Below are 20,249 nucleotides of genomic sequence, written 5' to 3' on the forward strand. Positions count from 1 at the left end.
GCACAGAAGCGACGGGCGAACCCATGGAATCTAGCCGATCGGTGCGCGTACCGCCGTGCGGGAAACCGCCCGGTTCGCCGCACCGGCTCGCCAACCGGCGCGATGGCTTCGGTTCGCGAGAGTTCTCGGCACGGTGTCCATCGAATTACGACAGTGCCCCCTCCACACCACGGCGAAGGGGGCACTGCGCGGAAATGCTCGGCTTACAAGGCCTTGAGTTCTTCGGTGACTGCTCCGACGGATTTCTTGGCGTCGCCGAACAGCATGGAGGTGTGGTCGGCGTAGAACAGCGGGTTGTCGATTCCGGCGAAACCACTGTTCATGGAGCGCTTGAGCACGATCACCGACTTGGCCTGGTCGACGTTGAGCACGGGCATGCCATAGATCGGGCTCGAGGAGTCCTCGCGAGCGGCCGGGTTGGTGACGTCGTTGGCGCCGATCACCAGGGCGACGTCGGTGCGGTTGAATTCGCCGTTGATATCGTCCATTTCCTTCAGCGCGTCGTAGGACACCTCGGCCTCGGCCAACAGCACGTTCATGTGCCCGGGCATGCGACCGGCGACCGGGTGGATGGCGTATTTGACCTCCACGCCCTTGGCCTCCAGCAGCGAAGCCATCTCCTTGACCGCGTGCTGCGCCTGCGCGACCGCCATACCGTAGCCGGGGACCACGATCACCTGGTTGGCGTACGCCATCTGGATCGCGGCGTCCGCGGCGGAAGTGGCCTTGGCCTGCTTCTGCTCACCACCACCGGCGCCCGGCGCGGTCCCGCCGCCGCCGAAGCCGCCCGCGACGATGGCCGGGATCGACCGGTTCATCGCCTTGGCCATCAGGTTGGTCAGGATGGTGCCCGACGCGCCGACGATCATGCCCGCCACGATCATCGCGGTGTTGTTCAACGCCAAACCCGCCGCCGCGGCCGACAGACCGGTCAACGCGTTCAACAGCGAGATCACCACCGGCATGTCCGCGCCACCGATCGGCAGCACGACCATCAACCCGAGCACACCCGCGAGCACCAGCACGGCGATCATCCACAGCTGCGACACCCCCTCACCCGTGGCGCCGACACCGATCACCACCGCCGCGGCCACCGCACCCAGCAGCAGCAACAAGTTCAACGGTTGCTGCAACTTCCCGATCCCGATCGGACGGCCGGGCAGGATCTCCTGCAACTTGCCGAACGCGATCAACGAACCCCAGAACGACACCGAACCGATGATCGCCGCGAACAGCGACCCGATCACAATGTGCACCGTCGGCTCCTCGTCGAAATGCGAGAAACCCTGGGAGTTGATGAATTCCGACCACGCGATGAGCGCGACCGTGCCACCACCGACACCGTTGAACGCGGCCACCAGCTGCGGCATCGCGGTCATCTTCGTGTACTTCGCCGGCGGCACACCCAGCACCACACCGACCACCAGACCGGCGACGATCAGAATCCAGTTGCTGGTGTGGCGGATCGAGATCAGCGTGGCGATCACCGCGATCACCATGCCCACCGCGGCGATCAAGTTGCCGCGCACCGCGGTCTTCGGGCCGGTCAAGCCCATCAGACCGTAGATGAACAGCGAGAACGCCACGATGTAGAGACCGTTGACCAGATAGGTCACGTTGTCGAAGGTGTGCATCATTCACCCGCCTTCTGAGCAGCGGGCTTCTTGCTCTTGAACATGCCCAGCATGCGGTCGGTAACCACGAAACCACCGATGACGTTCAGGGTTCCGAACACCACCGCGACGAAAAGGATGATCTGGGTCAGGATCGAGGGATCCTGCACGTTACCCAAGGTGACCAGCGCACCCAGCACCACGATGCCGTGAATAGCGTTGGTGCCCGACATCAACGGCGTGTGCAACGTGTTCGGGACCTTGGAGATCACGGCGAAACCCACGAACCCCGACAACACCAGGATCGCGATATTCGCCAAAAGTTCGGTATACATCAGTTCTCCACCTTCGCCTCGGTCGTCTCCGACACAGCCGCTGCCTCGGCGGACTCCGCAGCCCCCGTCGCCTCGGCAGGCGCGTCGGGGGCGTCCGGCTCACGGGTGACGCAGGAATCCGCGAGCACCTGATCGCTGAAGTCGGGCGCGAGCTTGCCGTCCACCAGCATCAACTCCAGCAACGCCGCGATGTTCTTCGAATACAACTCCGAAGCGTGCTCGGGCATGGTCGCGGGCAGATTCAACGGCGAGGCGATGGTCACCTCGTGCTTCACCACGACCTCACCCGGTTCGGTCAGCTCGCAGTTACCGCCGGTCTCTCCCGCCAGGTCCACGATCACACTGCCGGGCTTCATACCCTCCACCGCGGCCGCGGTCACCAACCGGGGCGCGGGACGACCCGGCACCAACGCGGTCGTGATCACCACGTCGAAGCCCTTGATCGCGTCCTCGAGCGCCTGCTGCTGCTTCGCCTTCTCCTCGTCGGTGAGCTCACGGGCGTACCCGCCCTCACCGGCGGCATCGATGCCCAGATCCAGCCACTGCGCACCCACCGACCGCACCTGATCGGCCACCTCGGGGCGCACGTCGTAACCGGTGGTCCGCCCACCCAGACGCTTCGCGGTGGCCAGCGCTTGCAAGCCCGCGACACCCACACCGAGCACCAGCACCGTCGCCGGTTTCACCGTGCCCGCCGCCGTGGTCAACATCGGGAAGAACCGCGTCGACTCCGACGCCGCCAGCAACACCGCCTTATAACCCGCCACATTCGCCTGCGAGGACAAAGCATCCATCACCTGGGCACGCGAGATCCGCGGAATCGCCTCCACCGCGAACGCCTGCACCCCCGCCGACTTCAGCGCGCCGATCTGATTCTCGGCATTGCGCGGCGCGAGGAAACCGATCAGCGTCTGCCCCGATGACAGCTTGCCCACCTCGGCATCACTGGGCGGGGCGACCTTCACCACCACATCCGCCGACCACGGATCTCCGATCGACGCACCCGCCGCCACATAGGCTTCGTCGGGAATCAGCGCGCCTTTCCCGGCCCCGGACTCGACGACTACTTCCACACCCTGTTTCACCAGGCTCGGAATGATTTTCGGCACCAAAGCGACACGTCGCTCGCCCGCGTTGGATTCGCGAACGACACCGACACGCGCGCCGCGCGGCGACAGATCGCCTACGCTCTGCGTTGTCTCCACTTGTCAGACTTCCTTCTCTTACTGAGCTTCAGGCAACGGGCAGACGACCGGACGATGTTACCGATGAGTAAGTTCGCCCAAATCCTCGCAACTGTACCTGGCCCGCCGTGAGCCTAGCTGAGATGCCCATCACACACGCCGGACGGATCGCGCCAGGACGCCGGAGTTCCTCGGTCGCCGCCGAGGGAGCCGCCGACCGCCGAGCGGCGTCGACCGTTTTTCCTTTTCGCTGTGTGATCGTGGTCTCCGCAGGTGAACACGGCAAGACCGTACGGAGAAGTTCGTTACCAACCTCGAGGTTGGGCACCTGGTGGGACGGCCGGCCCACAGCAGCATAGTGACGTGCGTCATGCCGATCGGCGATCCGGGGTGTTCCGCTCGGCTCGTACGCCGTATGGTCCAGCGTGTGAACGACTGCGTCTTCTGCCGCATCGTGGCAGGCGAGGCACCGGCGGCGAAAGTGTACGAGGACGACACGCTGTGCGCGTTTCTCGACGTCCGGCCGGTCGCCCGCGGGCACACGCTGGTCATACCGAAGCGGCACGCCGCCGAGTTGGAGGACCTCGACGCCGAGCTCGGTGCGCAGATCTTCCGGACCGGTCATCGGCTCGCCCTGGCCATCCGGCGCAGCCGCCTCGCCGCCGACGGCGCCAATCTGGTGCTCAACGACGGAACGGCGGCGTTCCAGACCGTCCCGCACGTCCACCTGCACGTGATCCCGCGCAGACACGGCGACACGCTGCGATTCGCGAAGGGCTTTCTCCTGCGCCGCCCGCACGATCCGATATCCACCGCCGCGGCCATCCGGGAAGGCATCGCGGCATTGGACAACGAGGGCACCGGCCCGGAAAAGGAAAACGAGGGATGACCGAGACGTTCGATCGCGCCACGCTGATCGACCTGCTGTCACGGCAGTGGGAGGCGATCGACGCGCTGATCGCTCCGCTGGACGAGGATCGTTGGCGCACCCCGTCGTCGCTGCCGGGCTGGACCGTGTTCGACGTCGTCGCCCACATCATCGGCACCGAATCCTTTCTGCTGGGTGACCGGCCGCCCGCGCACGATCCGACCAAGGCCAAGACCGACGTGCGCACGCTGCCCTACGTGCGCAACGAGACCGCGGTGCTCAACGAGATCTGGGTCGACCGGCTGCGCCCGCTGTCCGGGGCCCGCCTGCTCGCGTTCTATCGCGACGTCATCGACCGCAGGCGCGCGGCGCTCGCGGCCATGGGCGACGCCGAATGGGAGAAGGAGACGGTCACGCCGATCGGGCAGGTGACCTACGGCAGGTTCATGCGAGTGCGGTTGTTCGACTGCTGGATGCACGAACTCGACATCGCCGACGCGCTCGGGGTCCGGGTCGAGGAAGGCGGTCCCCGCGGCGAGTTGGCGTTCGACGAGTTCGCGGCAAGCATTCCGCGCGTGGTGGCGAAGAAGGGCGAAGCGCCGGAGGGCGCGCGGATCGCCTTCGCGCTGACCGGTCCGCTGGCCAGGACCCTGCGTATTCAGGTGGCGGGCCGGGCGAACTACGTGGACGCGTTCGACGGACCGGCCACCGTCGAGGTCGGCTTGGACTCGCGGCTTTTCGTGCGTCTCGGCGGCGGCCGGACGAGCGCCGAGGAGCACTCGAGCGAGATCACCGTCGAGGGCGACGACGAACTCGGGCAGCGCCTCGTCCGCCACCTGGCCTTCACCATCTGAGCCGCCGGTGCGACTGTTCCTGTCCAGCTACCGGTTCGGCGCGCACTACGACCGGCTCGTCACGCTCGCGGGCCCGCCCGGCCGGGTCGCGCTGATCCCCAATGCCTGCGACGCCTGGCCGCAGGCGTGGGCGGGTGCGGTGACCAGCGACCTGGCGCCGCTGCGCAAACTCGGCTACCAGCCCGAGGTGCTCGACCTGCGCGAGTACGTCGGCCGGGAAGCCGAGCTGGAACGGAAACTCACGGAATTCCCACTGGTGTGGGTGCGCGGCGGCAACACGTTCGTGTTGCGCGCGCAGTTCGCCCGCAGCGGCGCGGATCGCGTTCTGCCCCGGCTACTCGCCGCCGACGCGCTCGTCTACGCCGGTTACAGCGCCGGGGCCTGCGTGCTGACCCCGGACCTGCACGGCCTGGACGCGGTGGACGATCCGGCCGAGGTCGCTCCCGCCTGCGGCGTCGAACCGCAGTGGGACGGACTGGGTTTGGTGCACCGCCGGATCGTGCCGCACATCGATTCGGCCACCGACCCCGAAGGCGACTGCGCTCGCCTCGCGGCTCGTTACCGCGCCGAAGGCGTCGCGCACTGGGCGCTGACCGACGACGACGTGATCGTCGTCGACGGGGCGCGCACCGAAGTGCTGATCAGTCCGGTGGCGTCGTGAACTCCAGCCTCCGTCCGGGATCGCCATCCGCCACGACGATGGACATCCTCTCCCTGCGGGCGGCCGAGTGTCGAGGTCGAGTGCCACGATCGCGGCGCTGAGATCGCCCGTCACGTCAGGGGCAACGCCGATTCCGTATATCGAGACGGCTCGGCGCTCGTCGTCGCACGGACCCCCTGGCGACCGGTAGCGGTGGCGACCCATGGGTTGACCCACAGCCGTTGTCCGACAGCCGAGCGGCGATCGACCTCGGCGATCGATGTCCGTCGATTCAGGGCGAGCCGTCCGGACCGGCGGCCACTCAGCCGGGTCGCGGCCTCCTCGTGGCGCGATACAGGTGTCCACAGCACATCTCCACCGCCGACACCTCACATCGCGTCGGGCGCCAGCTCCCGTTCCGGCTCGACCGCGCGGCGGAAGACCACCCAGCGCATCGCGCTGTACATGTAGACGGCCTCGCACGCGCCCGCCAGCAACCGGGACACGTGGTACTCCACGCCGAGGGCGGTGAGCCCGCTGCCGATGCCGAGGATGAACGCGAGGTAGTTGACCACCACCACGACGACATACACCGCGGCCTGCCTGCCGACCGGCGCGTGGGAATGGAAGTTGAACGTGCGGTTGAGCACGAAGCTGAGCCCGAACGCGCATACATATGCCATCGTCACCGACGACCACACCGGCAGTTCGAACCAGCCGTGCAGGACGGTGAGCAGCGCCAAGTCGACGGCGAAGGTGCCGCTGTTGATCAGCGCGAAGCCGAGGAAGGTCGGCGGGACGAGACGGTTCAGCCCGAACGGCATCCGGTGCACGACCGACTCGCACCAGCGGGTGAACCGGTCGGCGATGGTGTCGGCGGTCTCGGACAGCTCGTGCACGCGACCAGCGTGCCAGCGGCAGATGTCCGGCAGATGAGCAGGCGGCAACCGCCGGGTGGCTCAGCCGATCTGCGCCCGGCCAGGGTCGTCCGCGGCGTGGTCCAGGCTCGCCCATGCCGCCAGGCATCGCCGTCGCGCGACATCGTCCGCGTCCGCCAGCAGCGCCTCCAGCAACTCGCGGGGCTCGCGCCGCCAGAGGTCGGCCAGCTCGGCGCGGGTCTCCTTGTCGAAGACACCGGAGCGGTCCAGCGCGGTCAGCCATTCCTCGTGCTCACCCGCGTGCACCCGCCGCAGCACGTCGGGGTCGATACCGTCCTCGACGAACTCGCTGGAGAACATCGCGGCGACCAGTTCCCGGCGACTCGGTTGCTCGCCCTGCATCCGTTCCATCCCTCCAAGTGCTCCGCGGCGAACCGCACGGACTGCCGACGCCACGACGTGGCGGCGCCACGAGAACTCGATGCCCCGAACAGTCAAGCCCCTGTCGGCATTCTGGTCTCCCGTAGGCGGTAATACCACTGTGGCGGCTGACATCACATGCCAGGCCTTCTGTTCGCCACACACGCACGGTCGACCGATCAGCAAATATCGCGCACGGGGAGCTAGCGTGAAGTGGTGGACCTGCATGACTTGATCGCCGCGCTCCCCGACGGCGCGGTGCTCACCGACGCCGACCTGCTGGCGAGCTACCGCCAGGACTGGGCGCGCGATCCCGGCGCGGGCACCGCCCTGGCCGTGGTGCGTGCCACCAGCACCGACGACGTGGCCGCGACGCTGCGGTGGGCCGGCGCGCATCGCGTCCCGGTGATTCCGCGCGGGGCCGGATCCGGGTTGTCCGGCGGCGCGACGGCCGTCGACGGAGCGATCGTGCTGACCACCGAGCGGATGCGGGAAATCTCCGTCGACCCGGTGACCCGGACCGCCGTGGTGCAGCCCGGCCTGCTGAACGCCGAGGTCAAGCGCGCGGTCGCGGAGCACGGGCTGTGGTACCCGCCGGACCCGTCGTCGTTCGAGATCTGCTCGATCGGCGGCAACGCCGCGACCAACGCGGGCGGCCTGTGCTGTGTGAAGTACGGCGTCACCACCGACTACGTGCTCGGTATGCAGGTCGTGCTCGCCGACGGCACCGTCGTGCGGCTCGGCGGTCCGCGTTTGAAGGACTCGGCCGGGCTGTCGCTGACGAAGCTGTTCGTCGGCAGCGAGGGCACGCTGGGGGTGATCACCGAGCTGACGCTTCGGCTGCTGCCCGCCCAACCGCCGCAGAGCACGGTCGTCGCCAGTTTCGCCACGCTCACCGCCGCCACCGAGGCCATCCTGACCATCACCGGCGAACTGCGGCCGTCGATGCTCGAGTTCATGGACTCGGTGTCGATCAACGCCGTGGAGGACGAGCTGCGGATGGGGTTGGACCGGAATGCGGCCGCACTGCTGGTCGCGCGCTCCGACGCACCCGGCGAATTCGCCAGGCGCGAGGCCGAGATCATGGCGGCGGCCTGCGAGAAGGCAGGCGCGACAGAGGTTTTCCACACCGAGGACCCGACCGAAGGTGAAGCGTTCACGGCCGCCCGACGTCTGGCGATCCCGGCCGTGGAAAAGCTCGGGCCGCTGCTGCTCGAGGACGTCGGCGTTCCGCTGCCCCGGCTCGGCGACTTGGTGAGCGGCGTTGCCGAAATCGCCGAGCGCAATGAGGTCACAGTCTCGGTGATCGCGCACGCGGGCGACGGCAACACCCACCCGCTGATCGTGCACGACCCCACCGACGCCGACCACACCGCGCGCGCGAACCGCGCCTTCGGCGAGATCATGGACCTCGCCATCGCCCTCGGCGGCACCATCACCGGTGAACACGGCGTCGGACGCTTGAAGAAGGCATGGCTGCCCGACCAACTCGGCCCCGACGTCATGGCCCTGACCCGCCGAATCAAGGACGCCCTCGACCCCGACGGCATCCTCAACCCCGGCACGATCCTGTGACCACCGCGACGGAACATTCCCCACGCCCAAGGAGTTCTACCCCGACATGACGACCAGGCTCGAACACAACGTCGCCGATACCCGCTTCGAGATCTACATCGACGACACCCTAGCCGGGTACGCCGACTACGCCGAACGCGAAAACCCCAAGGTCCGCGACTTCCACCACACCCTGACCTTCCCCGAATTCCGAGGCCGAGGCGTCGCCGCCCAAGTAGTCGAATACGCCCTCGCCGACTCCCGAGCCGCCGGCTTCTCGGTCATCCCCACCTGCTGGTACGTGGAGCAGTACATCACCCAACACAGCGAATACGCCGACTTGGTGAAGTAAACACACCCAAGCGCCGCGAGTGGCACACCACCGAGAGGTCTACTCGCGCTTTGCCACAGCCATGTGCCACTCGCGGAAGTTGTGCCAGCGGGCTGATGGTGGGTTCAGGGTCGCTTGAAGTCGCCGGCGGCGATGCCAGTGGTGAAGGTGTTCCACTCGCCGGGCGTGAAGACCAGCGCTGGGCCGGTCGGGTTCTTCGAGTCGCGTACGCCGACCAAGCCTTCGCCGAGAAAAGCAACCTCCACGCACTCCTTACCGGCCTGGCTACGGCTGCTTTTGAACCACTTCGCCTGGGAAAGAATGGTCTTCACGGCTTCATACTCCCGTGCTATCTGTTGGAGCAGGTTGTAGCGCTATCCGGGTCCAGCGCCGCACGTTCGCTCGCTTCACGGGCATTCGTATACGCCGCGTGCTATCCCAGCGGTGAAAGCGTCCCACTCGCCAGGCGAGAACATAAGCGCTGGACCGGCCGGGTTCTTGGAATCCCGCACGCCGACGTGCCCTCTCGAGAGAAAAGCCACTTCGACACATGCTTTGTCAGCCCCGCTGTAGCTGCTCTTGAACCACTTCGCCTCGGAGAGATCGGTATTCAAGGTGCATACTCCCTTGCTATCTGCCGGAGCAGGTTTTTGCTCTGATCCGGGTCCAGCGCCGCGCTTTCGAACCGCCGATAGGCATCGAGATACCGGTTCACAGCGCTGTGCTTCTCCAGGTACAAATCGCCCGTGAAGCTCTCAACGTAGACAACTGTAGGCTCCTTCGGCTGTCGCTTGCTGTCACCCCCCGACTTCAAGATCACGAATGGCCCTACGGCCACACCCATGGGAAATCCGGCCGAGAACGGGAGCACGCGGATCGTGACGTTGGGCAGCCCCATGAGGTCCACCAGATGGCGGAGCTGGGCCGACATGATGCGCTCATCACCGACCATCCCGCGTAGCACCGACTCTCGAAGAATCGCATTCACAGTGACGGGTTTCGTTTTGCGTGTGATCAGCGATTGGCGCTTGCGTCGGAGGTGCACCCGGCGCTCGTGTTCCAGCGGTGTCTCGTTCGGGTAGCCAGCACGAATCAGCCCACTCGCATACGCGGGTGTTTGAAAGATCCCCGGCACCAGTTCCGGTTCGTACCAGGTCAGCGACCGGGCGGTGGCCTCCAGATCCACGAACACATCGAAGTTCTCGGGGATCAGGTCGCCGAACTCATGCCACCACGACTTCACGCTCGCCTGCTTCGCCAGCCCGACCAGTGCGTTCGTGTACTCCTCGGTGAAGTCGTAGATCTTGCACAGCGCCTCCACATCGACGGTGCGAATGCGCTCGGTCTTGCCGACTTCCATCCGCTGAACGGTGCTGACGCTCCACTGCATCCGTTCGCCGACGTCGGCCAATGTCAATCCCGCCGCTTCCCGTCCGTTTCGCAGATGCCTGCCCAACTGGCGGCGAGGGAGGGTCGAGCCACCACTTTCGGCCATGCGATTCCTGTCCACTCCGGGCGACCCGGGTTTCTCATCTCCGGGCCGATTCTCCTTGCAGAATGAAAAACGTGCTGGTCGAGCTGATGAGATCTCATCTTTACGCAGTTCATCGGACAGGTCCAGTGGTTTTCTGATCGTGCGCCCGGCAGGGGACGACGGAAACACGCGCATCGCAGAGCAATTCGCTCCCCTCACGGCTTCCGACCAGGGATTACCAGAGCTACGGGCGCACCATGAACCCCTTCGATGAAGCAGAGGTCTCGTTGCGCCACATAGCGTTTGGAGACACGCCGTTGTCTCGCTGTCACTACTACCGGCAGGTATGCGGACTCCCCGCGGTCGTGGACCCTCCCCAGATCGGGCGGATCATCGTCCGCACCGGAATGGTCTGGGGCATAACCATGCCCGCTGTACTGGGACACCACGTGAAGGTGTGGATGCAGGACCAGGGCCACGAGCTGGGGCCGATCCTGTCGCATCCACGCTCGAAGCGGTGGACGTTCATCATCCGGCCGGACCTACCGGACGACGTGCCGCTGTTCGCCGAGATGTTCCGCTTGAACGTGTCCATCATCCGCTACGGCGGCATGATCGCGCTGCCGAGCCCTGCCGACCGAGGGACCAAGTTCCGCGCGTGGATACTACGCCCGGACACGGCGTTTCGCCCTTCCGGCTGCGTGGTCGTCGCGGCGATCCGCCATTGCGTGGCCGCGAAGCTCGCGCGCGGTCGACGGGTGATCGCATATGCCTGACCGCGCAGTCTCCCCGATCCCGTCGGAGCCGGATGTGCACCTGTCGGTGTTCTGGCACGGAGCCCGCCTGGACTTCGTCGCCTGCGTAACGGCCGCATGCCTTTTCGTCCAGGAATGGCGCGCCCGGCACTGGCACGACGCAGTGGAAGTATCCACAGACACCACCGACGACTACCCCAGACTCCCGTGCGAACGCCTCTACCTGGAGCCCTGACAGCGCCTTACCGACGTCGCCTCGGCAAAGTCCGCGACATAGGTCCACGAGTGGCACACCAGCGAGAGGGTCACTCGCGTTTTGCCGCAACCATGCGCCACTCGTGGCTGCATCGCTTCTAGAGGGGCGCGCCTGGGATGGGGCTGACTCTGGGCCCTGGCGAAGCGCAGGCATCGGGACGTCCCGGTGATCCGGGTTTCAGGTGCGCACCTATTCGGTGCCGTCGAGACAGTGATCGACAGGATGTTCGGGCGGCTTATGCCTCGACGTCTCGAGAGACGGTTTCAGGCGCGCCCGAACATCCGGCGATCTACAACAACCTCACTTGAGCAGGGCACGGCTCATCACCAGGCGCTGGATCTGGTTGGTGCCCTCGTAGATCTGGGTGATCTTGGCGTCGCGCATCATCCGCTCCACCGGGAAGTCGGTGGTGTAACCGGCGCCACCGAACAGCTGGACGGCGTTGGTGGTGACCTCCATGGCGACGTCGGAGGCGAAGCACTTGGCGGCGGCGGAGATGAAGCCGAGGTTCTTCTCGCCGCGCTCGGCACGGGCGGCCGAGGTGTACACCATGAGGCGGGCGGCCTCGATCTTCATCGCCATGTCGGCGAGCATGAACTGGGTGTTCTGGAAGTCGGCGATCGACTTGCCGAACTGCTTACGGTCCTTGGTGTAGGCGATGGCCGCGTCCAGTGCGCCCTGGGCCAGGCCGACGGCCTGCGCGCCGATGGTGGGGCGAGTGTGGTCGAGGGTCTGCAGCGCGGTCTTGAAGCCGGTGCCCGGCTCGCCGACGATGCGGTCACCCGGCACCCGGCAGTTCTCGAAGTACAGCTCGGCGGTGGGCGAGCCCTTGATGCCGAGCTTGTGTTCCAGCGGGCCGACCACGAAGCCCTCGTCGTCCTTGTGCACCAGGAAGGCCGAGATGCCGTTGGCGCCCTTGTCCGCGTCGGTCACCGCCATCACGGTGTACCAGGAGGACTTGCCGCCGTTGGTGATCCAGCACTTGGAGCCGTTGATGATCCAGTCGTCACCCTCCTGCTTGGCCCGGGTGCGCATGCCTGCCGCGTCGGAGCCCGCCTCGCGCTCGGACAGCGCGTAGGAGGCCATCTCGCCGTTGACGATGTCCGGCAGCACCTTCTGCTTCAGCTCCTCGGAGCCGTTCAGGATCAGGCCCATGGTGCCGAGCTTGTTGACGGCGGGGATCAGCGAGGACGAACCGCAGACGCGCGCGACCTCTTCGATCACGATGCAGGTGGCCACCGAGTCGGCGCCCTGGCCGCCGTAGGCCTCGGGGACGTGCACGGCGTTGAAGCCGGAGGCGTTGAGCGCGGTCAGCGCCTCCTCTGGGAAGCGGGAGTTGCCGTCGACGTCCTTCGCGTGCGGGGCGATCTCCTTCTCCGCGAGGGCGCGGATCGCTTCGCGTAGTTCGTCGTGGAAGTCCTCGAGCTTGAACAGATCGAAATCGGGGTTTCCCGCCATGGGGCCTTCACTCCTGATCGTCGGTGGTCGGCGCCGCTTTCCGTCGAACAAAAGCAGCATCTCGGCACTCAGTGCCATATATGAATCGAGTATACCCATATGGACGCCGATTACGTGGGGAGATGACGTGGCACTCAGTGTCAGATCGGTCGCACTTCGATCCGGTTCTACAGGTTGCCGAGCTTGCGGACCAGCAGGTCCGCGATCTGCTTCGGCGCGATGTCACGGGGAAACACCGCGACGACCAGCTCATCCGCGCTCGCGGTACGCCCGGCGCCGCGCGGGATGGCGGCCAGCTCCATCCGCAGGTCCGCGGCGCCCGCGTCCGACTCGCCGCGCACCATGCGGCGCAGCAGATAGTTGTGCGTCGCCGTCACCGCGGCGGTGAACTGCACCCGGGCCAGATCGGGAACGTCGGGCAGCCGCTCACGCAGGTAGTCGGTGAACAACCGTTCATAGCGGAACACCGTGACGATCTCGCGCTCCCGCAGCGCGGGCACCCGCCGGACCACCTGGTAACGCCGCGCCGCGATCTCCCGCCACTGCGTGAACCGCTCGAACACCTGCACCACCGCCGAGCACACCGCCTCCCACGGGTCCTCTCGCGAGGCGGCTAGGAACTCCTCCGCTTGTGCCAGCTGGGACTCGTGGTCGGCGAAGATCACGTCCTCTTTCGACCGGAACTGCCGGAAGAACGTGCGCCGGGAGATGCCGGCCGCCTCCGCGATCTCGTCGACGGTCGTCGCCTCGTACCCCTTCTCGGCGAACAACCGCAGCGCCTGATCCACCACCGTGAGCCGAAAATGCGCGGTTTCGTCGCCTCCCCGCGTCCGAGCGATATCCCCTGTAGTCACGACCTCACACCGTAGTCAGCGGCCGAGAGCGCGAGTCCCCGACACCGGAAGCTTTCGCGGTCCGCCGCCGTATCACCAGGTCGACGGGGCTCGAACGCTGTGGCCGCGGTTCGGCGAGACCGACCGTGTTCGCACGGGCGTCGCCGCGATCATCGCGGTGACCAGGGCGCGCGCCGCGCGTTACCGCAACGGCGGCCGTGCCGGAATCCCGGCCGATCGCGTTGTTCGGGCCGATCTCGGCATGGCGGGTGAGATATCGCAGCACCGACTCGAGCGACGACCCCGTCGCCGACGTGGCGACCGTGATGGCTCCGATGCTGCCGTGGTTCGGTCCTTGGTGTCGGTGAACACGCTGATCGACCCCCCGTTCATTCGCGCGCAGCCGATCAGCGTGCACAAGCATCGACCGCATGCCCTTCGTCTGGTCAGCTCCCGAGGGTTGCCGACATGTCGGCCTGCGCTGCGGCACCCCGAAGTCCCGCCGCGCCGATGGCGGCACGGCGTGCGCGCAGCCCGCTGACCAGGCACAGCGTGATGCCGAGCGCGAGCCAGGCCAGCAGGACGAGAACGGCCTGGGTGGCTCCGCGACCGTCGAAGAAGGCGGTGGAGCGCAGCAACCGGCCACCGGCACCGGGCGGCAGCAGCCTGCCGAGCGCGCCGGACCAGCCGGGCAGCATTTCGGGTGCGGTCGCGGTACCCGAGAGCGGGTTACCGATGAGCATCATGATCACGGCGCCGATTCCGATCCCGGCGTATCCGAGCAGCGCCTCCAGCCCGAGAACGGCCGAAGCGGTGGCCGCGATGGACAGAGCGACGGCGCCGGAGTTGGCGAGGTAGGAACCGCTGAGCGAGCCGAGCCAGAAATGCAGGATCGCGGCGACGGCCAGGCCGCCGGTGATCGCGAAGGCGAGCGCTCCGGTAACCCGACGGGCGGTGCCGCGCACGAGCCGGGTCAGCAGCACCGCGGCCAGCAGACCGCCCATGACCAGGGGCAGTGCGCCTGCCGCCAAGCCCGCGCCGCGCGGGTCGTCGGCGGGCAGGGCGGCGAGGTCGCGGACCGCCGGGCCGGGCTTCCCCTCCTGCGCGAGGCCGCTCGCGATGCCCTGCAAAGTCTGGGCGACCGCGGTGCTCGCGGCGGAGGCGACGATGACCTCGGGAGCACCGGAGCCGAGGTCGATCGCCCCGTACACCCGCCGGTCGCGAATCAGCGTTTCCGCGGCCGCGGTGTCGGGAACCTCGGTGATCTCGAAGCCGCCCGGCAGCCGTTGCTCGAGTGCCGTGCGGACCTGGGCGACCGCGGTGGCCGGACCGGCGACGGCGATCGGCACATCGTGTACCGATGACCGCGCCGACGGCCAGGCGAAGGCGATGAGCAGCACACTGACGATCGCCGTGAGCAGGGCGACCGCTCCGGCCACCGTCGGCCATCGCGACGGGAAAGTGTCGGCGAGCGGCGCCCGCGTGGTCATGTCTACTCCTCGAACGGTGGGGTCGGTGTTCATCGCAGGGTGAGCGGGGTCTGCGAATCGACGTGGGTCAGTTTCTGCGGGTTGCGCACGTAGTAGAGGCCGGTGATACGGGTGTCCTCGACGCGCATCGCGAGGACGCCGTCCAGTTCCCCGTCCATGCGCAGAGCCAGCGCGGGGCTGCCGTTGACCGTGGTCGATTCGACGGTGAGCGCGACGTCGTTCTTGGTGAGGCCGCCGACGATGAAGCGGGCCACCTTTTCGGCGCCCAGGACCGGCCGTGGCGTGGCCTGTTTGATACCTCCGCCGTCGCTGATGGCGATGACGTCGGGGGCGAGCACGTCGAGCAGTCCTCGCACGTCGCGAGTCTCGAGCGCGCGCCGGAACGCCTCGGCGGCCGCCTCGGCCTGACGCGCCGTGACCGATCGGCGTGGCCGGCGGGCTTCGACGTGGCGACGGGCGCGGTGGGCGATCTGGTGGACGGCGGCGGGCGTCTTGTCGACCGCGGCCGCGATCTCGTCGTAGCCGAACCCGAAAGCTTCGCGCAGCACGAACACCGCACGTTCGGTCGGGGTCAATGTCTCGAGCACGAGCATCAGCGCCATCGACACGCTTTCGGCGAGCTCGACGTCGGCGGCCACATCCGGGGTGGTGAGCAGCGGCTCCGGCAGCCAGGAGCCCACGTATGCCTCCCTGCGGCGCTTCACCGAGCGCAGCCGGTTGAGCGCTTGCCGGGTAGTGATCCGGACCAGGTAGGCGCGCGGCTCGGTGACCTGCGCCGCGTCGACTCCGACCCAGCGCATCCAGGTCTCCTGCAAGACGTCGTCGGCGTCGGCCACCGAACCGAGCATTTCGTAGGCGACGGTGAACAGCAGGTTGCGGTGGGCGAGGAACGTTTCGGTCGCCACGGCGGTGGCGTGGTCACCACTGTCGCGTTGCCCACCGGCTCCACTGGTTGCTTCCATGAGGTCCTCTTCTATCGGTAGTTCGATCCGGCTCATCGGAAGGTCGGAACACGGACCCGGCGCTCGCCGCCGCTCGCAGTTCGGCGGATCGCCGAGGTCACGCGGGTGCGGCGGCGAGAAACGACGCCGCCACACCCGGCCCGGTCGAAGTGGTTCGCCCGGCGACCTCCTGCGGCGCTGCTACGCAACCTGTTCGGCGGCGGCCGGCGCGCCGCCACGCTGAGCCTGCAGCAGTTGGGGGCGGTGCTTGCCGTCCTTGGGCCAGTGATGCGAGCCGGGCTTGCGCGCTTCGTTCACCAAGTGCTTCACGCTGGAGAGGCAGGCGAACTCCTTGAGCTTCTTGCCCGCGAGACCGCTGAAGTACAACGGCATCGCGGTGTCGTCCTTGTGGCCGAGCTGGAAGATCCCGGTGTTGCGGCCGAAGCTGATGCACATCGCTGCGAACGACATGTCGATCGGCTCCGGGCGCTCACCCGCGATCCGGTTCAGAACGGTGTCGGCGGCGTGCGCGCCGAGGCACCCCGCGGCATAGGCGCTCATCCGGAACGGCAGGTCCGACGGCGCCGCCGAATCCCCGGCCGCCACGATGCGCTCGTCGTCGACGCTGGTCAGCGTCTCATCGGTGAGCAGCCGCCCCGCCGCGTCCGTGCTCAGCCCGCTGCGGGCGGCCAGATCCGGCACCCCGAACCCGGCGGTCCAGATGGTCACCCGACTCGCCAACCTACGGCCGTCACCGAGTTCCACGGCCTCCCGCGTCACCGCCGTGACCGCCGCATCCGGGCCCTCCAGCACGGTGACCCCCAACTTGGCGAGGTACTTGCGGGCAGTCCGCCGGGCCCTCGGGTGCAAGTACGGGCCGACCACGCCACCGCACACCAACGTGACCGCGCGACCCCGCTCCGCCAGCTCCGCAGCGGTCTCGATGCCCGTCGGACCACCTCCGACGACCGTCACCGCCGCCGTCATCGGCGTGTCGAAAAGCACCGACCGCAACCGCTGCGCCGCCTCCAAAGTGGCAATTGGGTAAGCGAATTCGGCCACGCCCGGCACCATCGAGCCCGCACTGCCGCTGCCCACCGCGTAGATCAGGTAGTCGTAATCGACCGTGCCGCCATCGGCCAGCGTCACGCTGCGCGCCGCCGCGTCGATCCGTGTCACGCTGTCGACCACCAGCCGGACCCCCTCGGCCAGCACTTCGGTGTAGTCGACGACCGCATCGTGCGTCCCGCCCACCAACTGATGCAGACGCAGCCGCGGCACGAACAACGAGCGCGGATTGATCACCGTCACCCGCACGTCCGCACGCTGCGTCAAGCGATTGGCCGCCATCACACCGGCATACCCGCCACCGATCACGACCACATCGATCTTCTTGCTCATGGTGTCTCCTTGCTCCGAGAGGCTCGAGCACAAGACACCGCATCCCCGAACATCCTGACATCATGTGACGCAGATCACTGTCGCGCCCCTACGTCGTGACGCTGCTGGAAACAGGCGAGATTCCCTTTCGCCTGGTCGGGCGTCACCGTCGAATCCGATACGACGACTTGAAGCAGTACCAGCTGCGAACCGAGGCCAAGAGCAGAGCCGCGATGGACGAGTTGGCGCAACTCGGCCAAGATCTCGGCATCTGATCATGGCCTTCGTTGTCGTCTACGACGCCAATGTGCTGTATGGCAACACACTGCGGGACCTACTCATCCGCCTTGCGCGGTCGGGTGCCAGATGATCGGCATGTCCTCGCGGCCGCCATCGCTGCTCGGGCACAAGCCATAGTGACTTCCAACCTGGCGGACTTCCCGAACGACGCGCTGGAACCCTGGCACATCGAGGCGAAGAGTCCCGATCATTTCGTGCTCGACCAGACCGATCTGGACGACCGTGTGGTCTGGGCGTGCATCCAGCAGATCGCCGATTCACGCACCGACCCACCGGAGACCACTGAAGACGTGCTGGACGCCTTGGAGAACGCCGGATTGGTGGAAGCGGTCGCAAGTTTGCGTGCAGGCAGGCACGACCGCTGACCGTGCGCCGCTCAGCCCAGGAGCTTGGTGCGCAGCGCGTCGTCCTTTTCCAGCACCATCTGCTCGAGCCCGGCTTGGAACTGTTCCATGCGGGTGCGCAGGGCCGGGTCGTGGGCGGCGAGGATGCGGGCGGCGAGCAGGCCCGCGTTGCGCGCACCGCCGATGGAGACGGTGGCGACCGGCACGCCCGCCGGCATCTGGACGATGGACAGCAGCGAGTCCATGCCGTCCAGGTACTTGAGCGGGACCGGCACGCCGATCACCGGCAGCGGAGTGGCGGAGGCGACCATACCGGGCAGGTGCGCCGCGCCCCCGGCGCCGGCGATGATCACCTTCAGCCCGCGACCCGCCGCCGAACGCGCGTAGTCGAGCATGCGCTGCGGCGTGCGGTGCGCCGAGACGACGCCCACCTCGAAGCGGACCCCGAACTCGGCCAGCGCCTCCGCGGCGGCCTCCATGGTCGGCCAGTCCGAGTCGCTGCCCATGATCAGGCCGACCGCGGGGGCGATGGCCAGTTCCTCACTCATGTGGATCCCATCCGTCGGTCCAAATCGCGTGCGACATCCAGTGCGCCGCTCGCTCGGCCTTCTCCCTGACCTCGGCCACGTCGTCGCCGAGGATGTTGACGTGCCCGATCTTGCGGTCGGGACGCTCGCCCTTGCCGTACAGGTGCACCTTCGCTTCCGGGATCCTGGCGAACAGGTGGTGCAGCCGCTCGTCCATCGACATCTCCGGGGCCTGGGGCGCGCCGAGAATGTTCGCCATCACGGTCACCGGCGCCAGCGGCGCGGTGTCGCCGAGCGGGTAGTCGAGCACGGCGCGCAAATGCTGCTCGAACTGCCCGGTGCGGGCGCCGTCCATGCCCCAGTGCCCGGAGTTGTGCGGGCGCATGGCCAGCTCGTTCACCAGCAGCTCGCCGTCGGTGGTCTCGAACAGCTCCACCGCCATGACGCCGACGACGCCGAGGTCCCTGGCGAGATGCAGCGCCATGGTCTCCGCTGCGGCGGCCGTGTCCTCCGGCAGCTCGGGTGCGGGCGCGATGACGACCGCGCACTGCCCTTTGCGCTGCACGGTCTCCACCACCGGCCAGGTCGCCGCCTGCCCGAACGGCGAACGGGCCACCATCGCCGACAGCTCCCGCTTCAGTTCGATCTTCGCCTCCGCCAGCAGCTGGACGCCGCGGGCGAGCTGGTCGGTGACGATCGCAGCTGCCGCGTCGGCGGACTCCGGCATCCAGACGCCGCGCCCGTCGTAGCCGCCGCGTACCGCTTTCAGCACGATCCGCCAGCCGTGCTCGTCGCCGAAGCGCACCGCGTCCTCGACGGAGGTCACCGCCGTGAACGCGGGCACGGGCAGCCCCAGCGCGCTCAGCTTGGTGCGCATCGCCAGCTTGTCCTGCGCGTAGACCAGCGCCTGCGGCGGCGGCTGCACGTTGACGCCCTCGGCGACCAGCGCCTCCAGGTGCTCGGTCGGCACGTGCTCGTGGTCGAAGGTCAGCGCGTGCGAGCCGACCGCCGCCTTGCGCAGTGCGGTCAGGTCGGTATGGCTGCCGAGCACCACCTCGGGGCTGACCTGGGCGGCCGGGTCCTCGGGGTTCTCGGCGAGCACGCGCAGCCGCTGGCCCAGCGCGATCGCCGCCTGGTGGGTCATGCGCGCCAACTGGCCGCCGCCGATCATGGTGACGGTGGGCATGGCCGAAGGATCGAAGGAACGTGCGCTCACGTCGGACAATATTGTCATGTCCGGCGCAAATGACAGCGACCGGTACACTCCGGTCTTGTGTCATTCGTCGACGACGTGGTCAGCGTCCTCCCCAAGCCGCTGCAAGATATCGCGTACCGGCAGCGGGAATTGATCAAGTTCGCGATCGTCGGCGCGACCACGTTCGTGATCGACAGCGGCATCTTCTACGTACTCAAGTGGACGGTGCTCGCGGAGAAACCGGTCACGGCCAAGATCATTTCCGGCGTCATCGCCGTGATCGCGTCCTACATCCTGAACCGGGAATGGTCGTTCAAGAATCGCGGCGGACGGGAACGTCATCACGAAGCGCTGCTGTTCTTCGCCGTCAGCGGCGTCGGCGTCGTCCTCGCCTTCACCCCGCTGTGGATTTCCAGCTACGTCTTCGACCTGCGCCAGCCCAACGTGAGCTTCACGGTCGAGAACGTCGCCGACTTCATCAGCGCCTTCATCATCGGCAATCTGCTGCAGATGGCGTTCCGTTTCTGGTCGATGCGCCGATGGGTCTTCCCCGACGAAATGAGCGAACTCGAAGCGGAATTCGTCGACCTCGTGGAAGAGGAACTCGGCCGCGGCTGAG

24 protein-coding genes and 1 pseudogene are annotated in these 20,249 nt (G+C 67.3%); 10 read left to right on the top strand and 15 right to left on the bottom strand.

Translation table 11 applies throughout. From position 1 onward, the window contains the following. Nucleotides 1-203 precede the first annotated feature (203 nt). Genes ACWEO7_RS06620 through ACWEO7_RS06630 form a run of 3 tightly spaced genes read right to left on the bottom strand, consistent with a single transcriptional unit; the run spans nt 204 to nt 3,153 of the window. Nucleotides 204-1,634, bottom strand: coding sequence for an NAD(P)(+) transhydrogenase (Re/Si-specific) subunit beta (locus tag ACWEO7_RS06620; protein ID WP_450016503.1), 1,431 nt, complete (start codon nt 1,632-1,634; stop codon nt 204-206). Beyond that, nucleotides 1,634-1,948, bottom strand: a complete 315-nt coding sequence (locus ACWEO7_RS06625; protein WP_063023007.1) for an NAD(P) transhydrogenase subunit alpha — start codon at nt 1,946-1,948, stop codon at nt 1,634-1,636. Before ACWEO7_RS06625 ends, ACWEO7_RS06620 begins: the two co-directional genes overlap by 1 nt. Beyond that, the gene (locus ACWEO7_RS06630) at nt 1,948-3,153 is read right to left on the bottom strand and encodes a Re/Si-specific NAD(P)(+) transhydrogenase subunit alpha (RefSeq protein WP_452421340.1); all 1,206 of its coding nucleotides are present in this window, start codon (nt 3,151-3,153) and stop codon (nt 1,948-1,950) included. The genes ACWEO7_RS06625 and ACWEO7_RS06630 overlap by 1 nt, the downstream gene beginning before the upstream one ends. Before the next feature lie 406 nt (nt 3,154-3,559). Between ACWEO7_RS06630 and ACWEO7_RS06635 the strand changes: the two genes are divergently transcribed. Genes ACWEO7_RS06635 through ACWEO7_RS06645 form a run of 3 tightly spaced genes read left to right on the top strand, consistent with a single transcriptional unit; the run spans nt 3,560 to nt 5,515 of the window. After that, nucleotides 3,560-4,021 (top strand): HIT family protein, encoded by a 462-nt coding sequence (locus ACWEO7_RS06635; protein ID WP_450016403.1) that lies wholly within the window; start codon nt 3,560-3,562, stop codon nt 4,019-4,021. After that, complete coding sequence (locus ACWEO7_RS06640; protein ID WP_452421342.1) at nt 4,018-4,854, top strand: maleylpyruvate isomerase family mycothiol-dependent enzyme; 837 nt, start codon at nt 4,018-4,020, stop codon at nt 4,852-4,854. The genes ACWEO7_RS06635 and ACWEO7_RS06640 overlap by 4 nt, the downstream gene beginning before the upstream one ends. Nucleotides 4,855-4,861: 7 nt before the next feature. Continuing rightward, nucleotides 4,862-5,515 (top strand): Type 1 glutamine amidotransferase-like domain-containing protein, encoded by a 654-nt coding sequence (locus tag ACWEO7_RS06645; protein ID WP_452421344.1) that lies wholly within the window; start codon nt 4,862-4,864, stop codon nt 5,513-5,515. Nucleotides 5,516-5,883: 368 nt separating this feature from the next. Here ACWEO7_RS06645 and ACWEO7_RS06650 read toward each other — a convergent pair whose 3' ends face one another. Both ACWEO7_RS06650 and ACWEO7_RS06655 read right to left on the bottom strand, forming a co-directional pair. After that, nucleotides 5,884-6,393: a GtrA family protein gene (locus ACWEO7_RS06650; protein WP_452421346.1), complete on the bottom strand. Its 510-nt coding sequence runs from the start codon at nt 6,391-6,393 to the stop codon at nt 5,884-5,886. Between the two features lie 60 nt (nt 6,394-6,453). Beyond that, on the bottom strand, nt 6,454-6,783 hold the full coding sequence (locus ACWEO7_RS06655; RefSeq protein WP_450016410.1) for a hypothetical protein: 330 nt from the start codon (nt 6,781-6,783) through the stop codon (nt 6,454-6,456). 225 nt (nt 6,784-7,008) lie between these two features. On the opposite strand from ACWEO7_RS06655, the gene ACWEO7_RS06660 reads away from it, so the two are divergent. Together ACWEO7_RS06660 and ACWEO7_RS06665 are read left to right on the top strand one after the other, a co-directional pair. Further along, on the top strand, nt 7,009-8,367 hold the full coding sequence (locus ACWEO7_RS06660) for an FAD-binding oxidoreductase (protein WP_452421348.1): 1,359 nt from the start codon (nt 7,009-7,011) through the stop codon (nt 8,365-8,367). A gap of 37 nt (nt 8,368-8,404) precedes the next feature. Further along, nucleotides 8,405-8,698: pseudogene (locus ACWEO7_RS06665) on the top strand (GNAT family N-acetyltransferase); the annotation flags it as partial. A gap of 104 nt (nt 8,699-8,802) precedes the next feature. Here the strand turns inward: ACWEO7_RS06665 and ACWEO7_RS06670 are convergent. From ACWEO7_RS06670 to ACWEO7_RS06680, 3 genes are all read right to left on the bottom strand, one after another. Continuing rightward, entirely contained in the window at nt 8,803-9,009 is a 207-nt protein-coding gene (locus tag ACWEO7_RS06670; protein ID WP_452421350.1) for a DUF397 domain-containing protein, read from the bottom strand. Nucleotides 9,010-9,084: 75 nt separating this feature from the next. After that, nucleotides 9,085-9,291, bottom strand: coding sequence for a DUF397 domain-containing protein (locus tag ACWEO7_RS06675; protein WP_450016417.1), 207 nt, complete (start codon nt 9,289-9,291; stop codon nt 9,085-9,087). Then, on the bottom strand, nt 9,288-10,172 hold the full coding sequence (locus tag ACWEO7_RS06680; protein WP_452421351.1) for a helix-turn-helix domain-containing protein: 885 nt from the start codon (nt 10,170-10,172) through the stop codon (nt 9,288-9,290). Before ACWEO7_RS06680 ends, ACWEO7_RS06675 begins: the two co-directional genes overlap by 4 nt. A gap of 344 nt (nt 10,173-10,516) precedes the next feature. Here ACWEO7_RS06680 and ACWEO7_RS06685 point away from each other — a divergent pair, with 344 nt between their 5' ends. Both ACWEO7_RS06685 and ACWEO7_RS06690 read left to right on the top strand, forming a co-directional pair. Beyond that, a complete protein-coding gene (locus tag ACWEO7_RS06685) occupies nt 10,517-10,927 on the top strand; it encodes a DNA-directed RNA polymerase subunit beta (protein ID WP_397280138.1) in 411 nt (136 codons plus the stop codon). Next, nucleotides 10,920-11,141 carry a hypothetical protein gene (locus ACWEO7_RS06690; RefSeq protein WP_364433178.1) on the top strand — a complete coding sequence of 74 codons (222 nt, stop codon included), beginning with the start codon at nt 10,920-10,922 and terminating at the stop codon, nt 11,139-11,141. The genes ACWEO7_RS06685 and ACWEO7_RS06690 overlap by 8 nt, the downstream gene beginning before the upstream one ends. Nucleotides 11,142-11,462: 321 nt before the next feature. On the opposite strand, the gene ACWEO7_RS06695 is transcribed toward ACWEO7_RS06690, so the two are convergent. The 5 genes from ACWEO7_RS06695 to ACWEO7_RS06715 all read right to left on the bottom strand — a co-directional run bounded on the left by ACWEO7_RS06695 (nt 11,463) and on the right by ACWEO7_RS06715 (nt 17,285). Next, nucleotides 11,463-12,620: an acyl-CoA dehydrogenase gene (locus ACWEO7_RS06695; RefSeq protein WP_355073573.1), complete on the bottom strand. Its 1,158-nt coding sequence runs from the start codon at nt 12,618-12,620 to the stop codon at nt 11,463-11,465. 167 nt (nt 12,621-12,787) lie between these two features. Then, a complete protein-coding gene (locus ACWEO7_RS06700; protein WP_450016423.1) occupies nt 12,788-13,474 on the bottom strand; it encodes a TetR family transcriptional regulator in 687 nt (228 codons plus the stop codon). 425 nt (nt 13,475-13,899) lie between these two features. Continuing rightward, a complete protein-coding gene (locus tag ACWEO7_RS06705; RefSeq protein WP_452421353.1) occupies nt 13,900-14,943 on the bottom strand; it encodes a hypothetical protein in 1,044 nt (347 codons plus the stop codon). Between the two features lie 29 nt (nt 14,944-14,972). Continuing rightward, nucleotides 14,973-15,905, bottom strand: coding sequence for an RNA polymerase sigma-70 factor (locus ACWEO7_RS06710; protein WP_452421355.1), 933 nt, complete (start codon nt 15,903-15,905; stop codon nt 14,973-14,975). 180 nt (nt 15,906-16,085) lie between these two features. After that, the gene (locus ACWEO7_RS06715; RefSeq protein ID WP_452421357.1) at nt 16,086-17,285 is read right to left on the bottom strand and encodes an NAD(P)/FAD-dependent oxidoreductase; all 1,200 of its coding nucleotides are present in this window, start codon (nt 17,283-17,285) and stop codon (nt 16,086-16,088) included. Nucleotides 17,286-17,362: 77 nt separating this feature from the next. Between ACWEO7_RS06715 and ACWEO7_RS06720 the strand changes: the two genes are divergently transcribed. Continuing rightward, the gene (locus ACWEO7_RS06720) at nt 17,363-17,539 is read left to right on the top strand and encodes an excisionase family DNA-binding protein (protein WP_452421427.1); all 177 of its coding nucleotides are present in this window, start codon (nt 17,363-17,365) and stop codon (nt 17,537-17,539) included. A gap of 141 nt (nt 17,540-17,680) precedes the next feature. Further along, nucleotides 17,681-17,929: a hypothetical protein gene (locus tag ACWEO7_RS06725; RefSeq protein ID WP_452421359.1), complete on the top strand. Its 249-nt coding sequence runs from the start codon at nt 17,681-17,683 to the stop codon at nt 17,927-17,929. A gap of 11 nt (nt 17,930-17,940) precedes the next feature. Here ACWEO7_RS06725 and purE read toward each other — a convergent pair whose 3' ends face one another. Then, nucleotides 17,941-18,456 carry a 5-(carboxyamino)imidazole ribonucleotide mutase gene (gene purE / locus ACWEO7_RS06730; RefSeq protein WP_452421360.1) on the bottom strand — a complete coding sequence of 172 codons (516 nt, stop codon included), beginning with the start codon at nt 18,454-18,456 and terminating at the stop codon, nt 17,941-17,943. Beyond that, nucleotides 18,449-19,669 carry a 5-(carboxyamino)imidazole ribonucleotide synthase gene (locus ACWEO7_RS06735; protein ID WP_452421363.1) on the bottom strand — a complete coding sequence of 407 codons (1,221 nt, stop codon included), beginning with the start codon at nt 19,667-19,669 and terminating at the stop codon, nt 18,449-18,451. The genes purE and ACWEO7_RS06735 overlap by 8 nt, the downstream gene beginning before the upstream one ends. A 39-nt stretch (nt 19,670-19,708) precedes the next feature. Here ACWEO7_RS06735 and ACWEO7_RS06740 point away from each other — a divergent pair, with 39 nt between their 5' ends. After that, nucleotides 19,709-20,248, top strand: coding sequence for a GtrA family protein (locus tag ACWEO7_RS06740; protein ID WP_452421365.1), 540 nt, complete (start codon nt 19,709-19,711; stop codon nt 20,246-20,248). Nucleotide 20,249 lies beyond the last annotated feature (1 nt).

The organism is Nocardia sp. NPDC004260, from assembly GCF_053603155.1.